Origin of the sequence: Calidifontimicrobium sp. SYSU G02091 (genome assembly GCF_022631395.1) — a bacterium.
GTDB classification, from domain to species: Bacteria; Pseudomonadota; Gammaproteobacteria; order Burkholderiales; family Burkholderiaceae_C; genus Calidifontimicrobium; species Calidifontimicrobium sediminis.
Genome location: NZ_JALBGB010000016.1, coordinates 75,403 through 87,323, shown reverse-complemented (window position 1 = coordinate 87,323; position 11,921 = coordinate 75,403). Strand labels below are relative to the sequence as shown.

12 protein-coding genes are annotated in these 11,921 nt (G+C 73.1%); 6 read left to right on the top strand and 6 right to left on the bottom strand.

What is annotated here, in order from left to right:
• From MOJ79_RS11460 to MOJ79_RS11440, 5 genes are all read left to right on the top strand, one after another.
• Positions 1-107: MOFRL family protein (locus tag MOJ79_RS11460; protein ID WP_241922935.1), on the top strand; the 107-nt coding region annotated here is incomplete at its 5' end.
• A gap of 113 nt (positions 108-220) precedes the next feature.
• Positions 221-742, top strand: a complete 522-nt coding sequence (locus MOJ79_RS19035) for a prepilin-type cleavage/methylation domain-containing protein (protein ID WP_272885378.1) — start codon at positions 221-223, stop codon at positions 740-742.
• A gap of 18 nt (positions 743-760) precedes the next feature.
• Positions 761-3,637, top strand: coding sequence for a putative bifunctional diguanylate cyclase/phosphodiesterase (locus MOJ79_RS11450; protein WP_241924272.1), 2,877 nt, complete (start codon positions 761-763; stop codon positions 3,635-3,637).
• 41 nt (positions 3,638-3,678) lie between these two features.
• On the top strand, positions 3,679-4,653 hold the full coding sequence (locus MOJ79_RS11445; protein ID WP_241924271.1) for an aromatic ring-hydroxylating oxygenase subunit alpha: 975 nt from the start codon (positions 3,679-3,681) through the stop codon (positions 4,651-4,653).
• Between the two features lie 2 nt (positions 4,654-4,655).
• Positions 4,656-5,717 (top strand): adenosine deaminase, encoded by a 1,062-nt coding sequence (locus tag MOJ79_RS11440; protein WP_241924270.1) that lies wholly within the window; start codon positions 4,656-4,658, stop codon positions 5,715-5,717.
• Between the two features lie 22 nt (positions 5,718-5,739).
• Here MOJ79_RS11440 and MOJ79_RS11435 read toward each other — a convergent pair whose 3' ends face one another.
• From MOJ79_RS11435 to MOJ79_RS11425, 3 genes are all read right to left on the bottom strand, one after another.
• Positions 5,740-6,108, bottom strand: coding sequence for a hypothetical protein (locus tag MOJ79_RS11435; RefSeq protein WP_241924269.1), 369 nt, complete (start codon positions 6,106-6,108; stop codon positions 5,740-5,742).
• Positions 6,109-6,207: 99 nt separating this feature from the next.
• Complete coding sequence (locus MOJ79_RS11430; RefSeq protein ID WP_241924268.1) at positions 6,208-7,359, bottom strand: alpha-hydroxy acid oxidase; 1,152 nt, start codon at positions 7,357-7,359, stop codon at positions 6,208-6,210.
• A gap of 81 nt (positions 7,360-7,440) precedes the next feature.
• Positions 7,441-8,367 (bottom strand): LysR family transcriptional regulator, encoded by a 927-nt coding sequence (locus MOJ79_RS11425; RefSeq protein WP_241924267.1) that lies wholly within the window; start codon positions 8,365-8,367, stop codon positions 7,441-7,443.
• A gap of 53 nt (positions 8,368-8,420) precedes the next feature.
• Between MOJ79_RS11425 and MOJ79_RS11420 the strand changes: the two genes are divergently transcribed.
• Complete coding sequence (locus tag MOJ79_RS11420; RefSeq protein ID WP_241924266.1) at positions 8,421-8,867, top strand: YbaN family protein; 447 nt, start codon at positions 8,421-8,423, stop codon at positions 8,865-8,867.
• On the opposite strand, the gene MOJ79_RS11415 is transcribed toward MOJ79_RS11420, so the two are convergent.
• The 3 genes from MOJ79_RS11415 to MOJ79_RS11405 are packed head-to-tail and all read right to left on the bottom strand — an operon-like array spanning position 8,868 to position 11,912.
• Entirely contained in the window at positions 8,868-9,878 is a 1,011-nt protein-coding gene (locus MOJ79_RS11415) for a 2-dehydropantoate 2-reductase (RefSeq protein ID WP_241924265.1), read from the bottom strand.
• On the bottom strand, positions 9,875-11,398 hold the full coding sequence (locus tag MOJ79_RS11410; protein WP_241924264.1) for a tripartite tricarboxylate transporter permease: 1,524 nt from the start codon (positions 11,396-11,398) through the stop codon (positions 9,875-9,877). Before MOJ79_RS11410 ends, MOJ79_RS11415 begins: the two co-directional genes overlap by 4 nt.
• A gap of 7 nt (positions 11,399-11,405) precedes the next feature.
• Positions 11,406-11,912 carry a tripartite tricarboxylate transporter TctB family protein gene (locus MOJ79_RS11405; protein ID WP_241924263.1) on the bottom strand — a complete coding sequence of 169 codons (507 nt, stop codon included), beginning with the start codon at positions 11,910-11,912 and terminating at the stop codon, positions 11,406-11,408.
• Positions 11,913-11,921 lie beyond the last annotated feature (9 nt).

Sequence of the window (11,921 nt, the reverse complement as noted above, 5' to 3'; positions counted from 1 at the left end):
TCGACCGCCACGACGCCTATTCGTTCTTCGCCGCGCTCGACGACCTCGTCGTCACCGGGCCGACGTACACCAACGTCAACGACTTCCGCGCGCTCCTGGTGGCCTGACGCCGCAGCGTCACGCTGCGGCGCGTGACGCATGGCACGAACGCCCCCGCGTGCGCACGCACGTGCGTCGCCGCGGTCAAGACCGCGCGTCGACGGTCGATACCCCCGGGGCAATGAGGGAGACAACGACAACCGGGGAGGGACGCGTCGGCGCCGCGCGCGCGCCCGGCGGCGGCGCATCGCGGCGCGCGCGCGGGTTCACGGTCGTCGAACTCGGGCTCGTCGTGGCGCTGCTGGCCGTGCTGGCGGCGATCGCGCTGCCGGCGTACCAGGACCATCGCGAGCGCGTGCGCCGCGCGCAGGCCGTGACCGACATCGCCGCGATGCAGGCGCTGATCGCCCACTACCAGCTCGAGCACCGCGAGCTGCCGGCGTCGCTGGCCGACGTCGGGCAGAGCGGCCGGCTCGACCCCTGGGGCCGGCCCTATGTCTACGTCGACGTCTCGGGCCAGGGCGGCAAGGGCAAGGCGCGCAAGGACCGCAAGCTCAACCCGCTGAACACCGACTTCGACCTCTACAGCGTCGGACGCGACGGCGTCTCGAAGCCGCAGGTCAGTCACAGGGACAGCGCCGACGACGTGCTGCGCGCGCTCGACGGCGACTTCATCGGCGTCGGCGCCGACTTCACGCGCTGACGCGCAGCAGGCGGCGCGATGTTCGACCGCACCTTCCTGCGCAGCCGCGTCGCGCGCCGCATCTTCGGCCTGTTCCTCGTCTCGGCCTTCGTGCCGGTGCTCGTGCTCGCGCTGCTGGCCTGGCACCAGGTGCAGCAGACCAACGAAACGCACGCGCGCCAGCACCTGCAGGCACGCGCGGGCGCCTACGCGCGCGCGCTGCACGAGCGCCTGCTCAACGCCGGGCTCGCGCTGCGCGCGCTCGCCGAGTCGCCGCTGGACCTCGCGACCGTGCTGCAGGGAGGCGGCCTGCACGAGGAAGTCGTCTTCCGCCGCGTGATCCGCGTCGCGCCGCCGCGCGGCGGCGACGTCGGCCCCGCCGCGACGGCCGACTGGATGCCGGCCGCCCCGTCGGACCACGAGTGGCTGCACCTGGCCGGCGGCCGTGCCGTGCTGCGGGCGCCGACGACGCGCAACGGCGCGCCGTGGCTCGGCGTCGCGCTCGACCCCAGCGACCCGGCCCGCGGGCTGCTGTGGGCCGAGCTCGGCCTGGCCTTCCTGTGGGAGACCGACGAGGCCCTGGGCTCCGACGTCGAGGTCTGCGTCGCACAGGCCGCGCAGGTGCTGCACTGCTCGGACCCGGCGCATGCGCACGTCGCACTCGCGCTCGACGGCACGGCCGATGGTGCGCCAGCGCTCGTCGACGGGATGGACGTCGTCGCGCGCTCGGTGCCGCTGAAGGCCGCGTTCGACGCACCGCCGTGGCGCGTCGTCTTCATGCATCCGCGCGCAGGCGTCGGCGCGGCGACGCTCGCCGACGCGTGGCGCCTGGGCGCGATGGGGCTGTTCACGCTGCTGCTCGTCGCGTGGCTGAGCGTGCTGCAGATCCGGCGCACGCTGGTGCCGATCGACCGCCTGATCGAAGGCGCGCGGCGCTTCGCGAAGCAGCGCTTCGACGAGCCGGTGGCGATCGACGACGAGCGCGACGAGTTCGGCCAGCTCGCCAGGGCGCTCAACGGGATGGCGCGCCAGCTCGGCACGCGCATCGAGGCGATGCGCGTGCTGGCCGACATCGACCGCGAGCTGCTCGCAGGGCTCGACCTCGACCGCGTGCGCGAGCGGGTGGCGCGGCGCATCGAGAAGCTGCTGCCCGGCACGCAGGTGCGCGTGCTCGCGACGCGCGACGACGAACGTCGCGCTGGCGGCGGCACGTGGATCGGCGCCGCCCCCGACGGCGATGCCGTCGCGGCGCCGCCGCGCGCGCTGATCGCGACGCTGACGCGGCGCGCGGCGCTGTGGCTGCGCCGCGACGACGGCACGGCTGCCGACGAGCCGTGGGCGCCAGCCTCGGCGTGGAGCGACGCGCTGCTCGCACAGCTCGGCCTCGAGCGCGGCCTCGTGCTGCCGGCGCTGTGGCGCGACCGCGTCTGCGCGCTCGTCGCCGTCGCCGGCGTCGAGCCGGCGCAGGTGGGCGACTCGGTGCTGCGCCAGCTGCGCGAACTGACCGACCGCGTCGCCGTCGCGTTCGCGGCGCGCGCGCGCGAGCGCATGCTCGAACACCAGGCCAGCCACGACCTGCTCACCGGGCTGCCGAACCGCATGCTGCTGAAGGACCGCGTCGAGCGCGACATCGCGGCGGCGCGCCGCAACCAGCACCACGTGGCGCTGCTGTTCGTCGACCTCGACCGCTTCAAGCAGGTCAACGACACGCTCGGCCACGGCGTCGGCGACGCACTGCTGACGCAGGCCGTGCAGCGGCTGCGCGCCTGCGTGCGCGACAGCGACACGATCGGCCGCCTCGGCGGCGACGAGTTCGCGATCGCGCTGCCCGGGCTGCGCATGCCGCACGACGCCGCGCGCGTGGCCGACCAGGTCGTCGCGACGCTGTCGGCGCCGTTTCGCGTCGGCCACCAGGAGTGCTTCATCGGCGCGAGCGTCGGCGTCGCGATGTACCCGGACGACGGCAAGGGCTTCGACGAGCTGCTCGCGCACGCCGACATCGCGATGTACCGCGCCAAGGGCGCGGGCCGCGGCTGCGTCGTGTTCTTCGAGGCCGAGATGAAAGCGCACGAGCGCGACCGCCGCCAGCTGGCGCACGACCTGCGCCGCGCGATCGAACGGCGCGAGCTCGAGGTGCACTTCCAGCCGCGCGTCGACGCGGCGAGCGGGCGCGTCGTGTCGGCCGAGGCGCTGGTGCGCTGGACGCACCCGCAGCTCGGCGCGGTGCCGCCGGCGCGCTTCGTGCCGATCGCCGAGGAGGTCGGGCTGATCGACGCGCTCGGCGAGCACGTGCTCGCGCAGGCCTGCCAGCGGGTGGCGGCATGGCGGCGCGCCGGCTGCCGTGTCGACCGCGTGTCGGTCAACGTGTCGGCGCGCCAGCTGCGCGGCGGCCAGCTGCTGCACGCGGTGCGCCGCGAGCTGCGCGCCGCCGCGCTGCCGCCCGACACGCTCGAGCTCGAGGTCACCGAAGGCACGATCGTCGACGCTAGCGCCGCCGTCACCGACCTGCTGCACACGCTGCGCGCCGACGGCGTGCGCATCGCGCTCGACGACTTCGGCACCGGCTACTCGTCGATGAGCTACCTGCGGCGGCTGCCGACCGACGTGCTGAAGGTCGACCGCAGCTTCGTCGCCGAGATGGCCGACGACCCGCGCGCGCTGAGCATCGTCGGCGCCATCGTCGCGATGGCCCAGGCGCTGGGCATGAGCGTGACCGCCGAGGGCGTCGAGACGCAGGCGCAGGCCGAACTGCTCGTCGGCCTCGGTGTCGACGAGCTGCAGGGCTACCTCTACGGGCGGCCGATGCCGGCGGGCGACTTCGCGGCGCGGCTCGAGCGCGTCAGCGCCGAGACGCGCTCGCGCTGCCGGCCTGAGACGGCGTCGCGCCGCGACGGCGCCTGCGGCGGCGCCGGCTAAGATGGCCGCCACCGCACCCGCTCGACCGCCGCCCCTCGCCCATGACCCCGCCCCCCGAATCCGCCTGGTGGCTGCCGGTGGCCGCGGTGTCCGACGTGAACGGCGGCGGGCCGCTCGCGGTGACGCGGTGCGATCAGCCGCTCGTGCTGTGGCACGACGGCGCCGAACTGCGCGCCTTCGCCGACCGCTGCCCGCACCGCGGCGCGCGGCTGTCGATGGGGCGCGTGCATGGCGGCCAGCTCGAGTGCCCGTACCACGGCTGGCGCTTCGGCGGCGACGGCCGCTGCCGCCACGTGCCAGCGCTGCCCGACTTCACGCCGCCGGCCGGCCACGCGGCGCACGCCTGGCAGTTGCGCGAGGCGCACGGGCTGTGCTGGGTCGCGCCCGCCGGGGCGAGCGCCGAGCCGCCGCACGCGCCGCCGCTGCTCGCCGACCTGCCGGCGCGCCGGCTGCTGTGCGGGCCGTACGACGTGGCCACCAGCGCGCCGCGCGTCGTCGAGAACTTCCTCGACACCGCGCACTTCGGCCTCGTGCACGAAGGCTGGCTCGGCGCGCGCGATCACCTGCAGGTGCCGGACTACCAGGTCGTGCCCGACGCCCACGGCCGCCCCGGCGTGCCCGACTACCGCGCGTGGCAGCCGCGCGCCAGTGCCGGCGCCGGCGCCGGCGCCTGGGTCGCCTACCGCTACCAGGTGCTGTCGCCGTACAGCGCGCTGCTGACCAAGAAGGCCGAGGGCGACGCGCCGCAGGAGGCCTACGCGCTGTGGGCCTGCCCGACCGAGCCCGACCGCTGCCGCGTGTGGTTCACGATCTTCACCAGCGACGACACGCTGCCCGACGACGCGCTCGTCGCGTTCCAGGACACGATCTTCCGCCAGGACCGCCCGGTGCTCGAGTCGCAGCGACCGCGGCTGCTGCCGGTCTCCGGCGGCGAGCTGCACTGCGCCGCCGACCGCCTGAGCGTCGCCTACCGGCGCTGGCTGCAGGCGCAGGGCATCACTTTCGGAGTCTGCTGACGATGACGACCCCCGCCCACGACCCGCGCTGGAACGCGCTGCCGCGCGAGCGCCTGCCCGCGCTGCTGCGCCGCATGCCCAAGGCCGAGCTGCACGTGCACGTCGAGGGCACGCTCGAGCCCGAGCTGATCTTCCGGCTCGCCGAGCGCAACGGCGTCGCGCTCGCGTACCCGAGCGTCGACGCACTGCGCGCGGCCTACGCGTTCACCGACTTGCAGAGCTTCCTCGACGTGTATTACGCCGGTGCGAGCGTGCTGCGCCACGAGGCGGACTTCTTCGACATGGCGTGGGCCTACCTCGAGCGCGCCGCGGCCGACAACGTCGTGCACGCCGAGATCTTCTTCGACCCGCAGACGCACACCGCGCGTGGCGTGCCGATCGAGGCCGTCATCGTGGGGCTGCACCACGCGTGCCAGCGCGCGCACCAGGAGTGGGGGCTGAGCGCGAAGCTGATCCTGTGCTTCCTGCGCCACCTGAGCGAAGACGACGCCTTCGCGACGCTCGAGCAGGCGCTGCCCTACCGCGAGCACTTCATCGGCGTCGGGCTCGACAGCAGCGAGCGCGGCCACCCGCCGGCCAAGTTCGCGCGCGTGTTCGCGAAGGCGCGCGAACTGGGGCTGCACGTCGTCGCGCACGCCGGCGAGGAAGGGCCGGCCGACTACGTCCGCGAGGCACTCGACGTGCTGAAGGTCGAGCGCATCGACCACGGCGTGCGCTGCGTCGACGATGCGGCGCTCGTCGAGCGGCTCGCGCGCGAGCGCGTGCCGCTGACGGTGTGCCCGCTGTCGAACGTCAAGCTGCGCGTGTTCCCGACGCTCGCGCAGCACAACCTGCCGGCGCTGCTCGACGCCGGGCTGTGCGTCACCGTCAACAGCGACGACCCGGCGTACTTCGGCGGCTACGTCGCCGACAACTACGTGCAGACCTTCGCCGCGCTGCCGCAGTTCGGCGTGCGGCACGCGTGGCAGCTGGCGGCTAACGGCTTCGAAGCGAGCTTCGCGAGCGCGGCGCAGAAGCAGCACTGGATCGCCGAGCTCGACCGCAGCTTCGCCGCCGCGGTCTGATCGGCCGCCGCGGTGGCGGCGGTCAGGGCGCGACGGGCCGGGCCGCGCGCGGGCGCAGCCAGCGCCACAGCAGCGATGCGAGTGCGGCAGCGCCGACCAGTGCAACGGCGCCAGCCGCCCACACGGCGGCGACGAGCCACGGCGCGATGCCGGCCAGCGCGCCGAGCAGCGCGCGCGTGCCGTCGATCGTCAGCCGCAGCGCGTCGCGCCACTGCGGCCACCACGCGTCGAGCAGCGCGGCACCAGGCAATTGCGCCGCAGCCTGCGTGATCCACGCGTCGGCGCCGGCCAGCGTCGGCGCATCGAGCGTCAGCACCGCGTGGCTGGCCCAGCCGAACAGCGACCACAGCGCGAGGAGGACGAGGGCGAGGCTCCAGATCAGCAGGTGCATGGCGGGCGTGGGTGATGGCGATGGCCGCGTTGGAGCCCACGCGGCAGGCGCGGTTCCGTGCCGCCCACGGGCGACGCACGCCGCGGCGCCCTCCGGCGTTCAGACCGGGTAGGTGCCCGGCAGCAGGATGCGGCGGTCGACGTTGTGGATGTTCGTGTGGCCGCAGAACGCCATCGTCAGGTCGAGCTCCTTGTGGATGATCTCGAGGCACTTCGTGACGCCCGCCTCGCCCATCGCCCCGAGCGCGTAGAGGAAGGCGCGCCCGATGTAGGTGCCGCGCGCACCGAGCGCCCAGGCCTTGAGCACGTCCTGGCCGCTGCGGATGCCGCCGTCCATGTGGACCTCGATCTTCGAGCCCACTGCGTCGACGATCGCCGGCAGCGCCTCGATGCTCGACGGTGCGCCGTCGAGCTGGCGCCCGCCGTGGTTGCTGACGATCAGCGCGTCGGCGCCCGAGTCGGCGGCGAGCTTCGCGTCCTCGACATCGAGGATGCCCTTGAGGATCAGCTTGCCGCCCCAGCGCTTCTTGATCCACTCGACGTCGCCCCAGTTGAGCTTGGGGTCGAACTGCTTGGCGGTCCACTCCGACAGGCTGCCCATGTCGCCGACGCCCTTGACGTGGCCGACGATGTTGCCGAACTGCCGGCGCTTGGTGCCCAGCATGCCCAGGCACCAGCGCGGCTTGGTCGCGAGGTTGATCAGGTTCGCGAGCGTGGGCTTCGGCGGCGCGCTCAGCCCGTTTTTCAGGTCCTTGTGGCGCTGGCCGAGGATCTGCAGGTCCAGCGTCAGCACGAGCGCGTCGCAGCCGGCCGCCTTCGCGCGGTCGATCAGCCGCTCGATGAAGTCGCGGTCGCGCATCACGTACAGCTGGAACCAGAACGGCTGCGTCGTGTGCGCGGCGATGTCCTCGATCGAGCAGATGCTCATCGTCGACAGCGTGAAGCGGATGCCGAACTTCTCGGCCGCCCGCGCGGCCAGGATCTCGCCGTCGGCGTGCTGCATGCCCGTGAGCCCCGTCGGCGCGAGGGCCACCGGCATCGTCACCGGCACGCCGACCATCGTCGTCGCCGTCGTACGGTTCTCCATGTTGACCGCCACGCGCTGGCGCAGCTTGATCTTGCGGAAGTCGCTCTCGTTGGCGCGGTAGGTGCTCTCGGTCCACGAGCCGCTGTCGGCGTAGTCGTAGAACATGCGCGGCACGCGCTTCTTGGCCAGCACGCGCAGGTCTTCGATGTTCGTGATCACGGGCATCGCGCGGTCTCCTCGGGGTGAATCGGGCGTCGAACGGCCGCGATGCTACCGACACCGCCGCGGGCGCCGGCGGAAAGATGTTCAGCCCTGGGCGGAACGTGCGGCGCGCAAGGCCTCGCGGGCCTCGGCCTCGACGTCGCGGCACACGCCGGCCAGCCACTGCACGAAGTCGGCCGCGGCGTCGCCGCCGCCTTGCGCGCGCACGTGGTACGCGTGCGCGGGCTCGGCGTCGACGTCGAACAGCGGCACCAGCGCGCCGGCGGCCAGCCACCGGCGCGCCAGCGTGGGCCGCGCCAGCGCGACGCCCTGCGCGCTGACGGCGGCCTCGAGCACCATGCCGAGGTCGACCAGGCGCGGGCCGTGCGCGGGCTCGGGCCAGTCGAGCCCGGCAGCGCGCAGCCACGGTCCCCACGGCTCGAGCGGCGTGCGCAGCAGCGGCGCGTGCGCGAGGTCGGCCGGCCGGCGCAGCGGCGGCAGGCGGTGCAGCAGCGCCGGCGCAGCCAGCGGACGCACACGGTCGCGCAGCAGCACGGCGCCGCCGGTGGTGCGTGCCTCGCCGCTGCGCACCTCGACGTCGGCGTCGGCCGGCGAGATGTCGAGGAACGGGATCGACAGCACCACCTCGAGCTCGACGTCGGGGCGCGCGCGCGTGAACCCCTCGAGTGCCGGCACCAGCACCTCGCGCGCGAAGGTGGGCGGCGCGCACACGCGCAGCCGCTGCATGCGCTGCGCGCTGCGCCGGTGCAGCGGCACCGCAGCGAGCAGGCCGAGTGCCGCGCGCACCTGCCCGAGGTATTCCTTGCCGGCGGCGGTCAGCTGCAACCCGCGCCCACGCCGGTCGAACAGCGCGGTGCCGAGCAGATCCTCGACGGTGGCCACACGCTTGGCCACCGCGCTGGCGGTGACGGCGAGCTCGTCGGCGGCGCGCTCGAACGTGCCCAGCCGCGCCGCCGCCTCGAAGGCGCGCAGACCGTCGATCGAGGGGAAGCGCACGGCGTCGTCGCTCATGAGGCGAGTCTAGGCGCGCGCGCCGCTGGCCGGGCTGCGGCTACGATCGTGCGATGCAAGACGGCGGCGCGTCCCCGCAGGTTCCGGTGCTCGGTGCGGTGCCGCGTCCGTGGTGGCAGCGCGTGCTGTGGCTGGCCGCCGGCACGCTGGCGCTGGCCGCCGGCATCGTCGGCATCTTCGTGCCGCTGCTGCCGACGACGCCGCTGGTGATCCTCGCGGCGTGGTGCTTCTCGCGCGGCTGCCTGCGCTGCGAGCGCTGGCTGCTCGCGCACCCGCGCCTGGGCCCGATGGTGCGCGACTGGCGCCGCGACCGCGTGATCCCGCGCCGCGCCAAGTGGCTGGCCTACGCGATGATGACGGTGGGCAGCCTGTGGGGCTGGTTCGCGATGCCGCCGGCGATCCGCTGGATCCCCGCCGTCAGCTGCGCGGCGGTGGCGTGGTGGATGTCGCGCCAGCCGAGCGTGGCGCCAGCGCATCCGGGCGAGCCGGCGTCGCGCTGATCAGGCCAGCGGCTGGATCTGCAGCCTGCCGTGCTGCGCCTGCAGCGTGCGCTGCAGCAGCTGGACCGCGGCGTAGACGGCCTCGATCGTCGGCGTCGGCACACCGGTGATGCGGCCGAGCTCGACGACGGCGCCGACCAGCGCTTCGAGCTCGAGCGCGCGGCCGGCCTCGACGTCCTGCAGCATCGAGGTCTTGTGCGCGCCGACCGCCTCGGCACCGGCGATGCGCTGCTCGAGCCCGATCTTGAAGCGCACGCCCAGCGCCTCGGCCACCGCCTGCGCCTCGGCCATCATGCGCGCGGCGAGCGCGCGCGTCGGCGGGAAGCGGCAGATGTCCTCGAGCGTCGCGTGCGTCAGCGCCGAGATCGGGTTGAAGCTGAGGTTGCCCCACAGCTTGACCCAGATCTCGCCGCGGATGTCCTTGCTGACCGGCGCCTTGAAGCCGGCGCGGATCATCGCCTGCGACAGCGCCTCGATGCGCTCGCTGCGGCTGCCATCGGGCTCACCGAGCGTGAAGCGGTTGCCCTCGATGACCCTGACGACGCCGGGCTCGACGAGCTCGGCTGCCGGGTAGACGACGCTGCCGATGATGCGCTCGGGCTCGATGTGCGCGGCGATCGCGCCGCCGGGGTCGACGCTGTCGAGCCGGCGGCCCTCGTAGGGACCGGCGAGCCTGTGGAAGTACCACCACGGCACGCCGTTGATCATCGTGACGACCATCGTCTGCGGGCCGAACAGCGCACGCAGGTCGGGCAGCAGGTCGCGCACCTGGTGCGCCTTGACGGTCAGCAGCACCGCGTCCTGCGGGCCGGCGTCGGCGTAGCGCTCGACGGCGCGCACGTCGCGCGCGTGCGCGAGGCTGCCGTCTTCGAGGATCAGGCGAAATCCGTGGGCGTTGATCGCCTCGAGGTTTTTGCGCCGCGCGATGAACGTGACCTGCTCGCCCGCGAGCGCGAGCCTGGCGCCCAGGTAGCCGCCGATCGCGCCGGCGCCGACGACGGCGATCTTCATGGCGCGGCCCGCCCATCGGCCAGCATCTCGCGCCGGCGCAGCGCCGACTTGGCCGCGCCGAACAGCGGCCACGCGAGCATCACGACCGCCAGCCCCGCGATGCTGCCCACCAGCGGGTTGCTCCAGAAGATCGCCAGCGACCCGTCGCTGAGCAGCATCGACTGGCGGAAGCTCGACTCGGCCATCTTGCCGAGCACGAGCGCGAGCACCAACGGCGCCAGCGGGTACTTCAGTTTCTTGAACAGGTAGCCGAGCACGCCGAACACCAGCATCGCGTAGACGTCGAACATCGAGTTGTTGACCGTGTAGGCGCCGATGGCGCAGATCACGATGATCACCGGGCCGATCACCGAGAACGGAATGCGCAGTATCGCCGCCCACCACGGTACCGTCGTCAGCACGACGATCAGGCCGACGATGTTGCCGATGTACATGCTCGCGATCAGCCCCCAGACGAACTCCTTCTGCTCGACGAACAGCATCGGCCCGGGCTGCAGGCCCCAGATCAGCAGGCCGCCGAGCAGCACCGCCGCCGTCGGCGACCCGGGGATGCCCAGCGTGAGCATCGGCAGCAGCGCCGAGGTGCCGGCCGCGTGCGCCGCCGTCTCGGGTGCGACGACGCCCTCGATGCGGCCCTTGCCGAACTGCTCGGGGTGCTTCGACATGCGCCGCGCGATGCCGTAACTCATGAACGACGCCGGCGTCGCGCCGCCGGGCGTGACGCCCATCCAGCAGCCCACGAGCACGCTGCGCAGGAACAGCTTCCAGTGGCGCAGCAGCTCGCGCCAGGTCTGCCACACCACCTGCAGCTTGATCTTCGCGCTCTTGCCCTTGAACGCGAGGCCTTCTTCCATCGTCAGCAGGATCTCGCCGATGCCGAACAGGCCGATCACCGCGATCAGGAAGTCGAAGCCCTTGAGCAGCTCCGGAAAACCGAAGGTCAGCCGCAGGTTGCCGGTGACCGAGTCCATGCCCACCGACGCGAGCGCGAAGCCGAGCATCATCGCGGCGATCGTCTTGGCCGGCGGCTCCTTGCTCAGCCCGACGAAGCTGCAGAACGTCAGCAGCTGCACCGCGAAGAACTCGGGCGGGCCGAACTTGAGCGCGAACTTCGCCACCAGCGGCGCGAGGAACGTGATCAGCAGCACCGCGAAGATCGCGCCGACGAAGCTCGACGTGAACGCCGCCGTCAGCGCCTGCGCGGCGCGGCCCTGCTGCGCCATCGGGTAGCCGTCGAAGGTGGTCGCGACACTCCACGGCTCGCCCGGGATGTTGAACAGGATCGACGTGATCGCCCCGCCGAACAGCGCACCCCAGTAGATGCAGCTGAGCATGATGATCGCCGACGTCGGGTTCATGCTGAACGTCAGCGGCAGCAGGATCGCCACGCCGTTGGCGCCGCCGAGGCCGGGCAGCACGCCGATCAGCACGCCCAGCGTGATGCCGACCAGCATGAAGCCCAGATTGGGCAGCGTCGCGGCGATGCCGAAGCCGTGCAGCAGGTTCTGGATCTCGTCCACGGCAGCCTCAGAACCCGAGCAGCGCTTCGATCGGGCCCTTGGGCAGCGACACGAGGAACCAGCGCTCGAACACGAGGAAGAACGCCAGCGGCACGCCGACCGCGACCGCCAGCGTCAGCGCGACGGCGTGGCGGCCGTGGCGCCACATGAAGAACCCGATCAGCAGCGCCGACGCGAGATAGATGCCCACCCAGGGAATCAGCGCGACGTAGACCGCCATCGGCCACAGGATCGTCAGCACGCTGCGGATCTGCGCGCGCTCGGCGAAGACCTCGACGCGGCGCCAGCGCACGATCTGCACGCCGGCCGTCCACGCGCCGGCGCCGAACATCGCCAGCGCGATGTAGAAGGGGAAATAGCCCGACTGCGGTCCGTCGTCGGCCCAGCCGGCGCCGATGCGCCGGCTGTCGAACATCACGACGGCCGCCACGGCCATGAAGCCGAGCGCGACGAGCAGTTCGGGCCAGCGCACGCCGACCGTGCCGCCGTCGGCGGCGTCGTTCGATTCACTCATGGGAGGTCC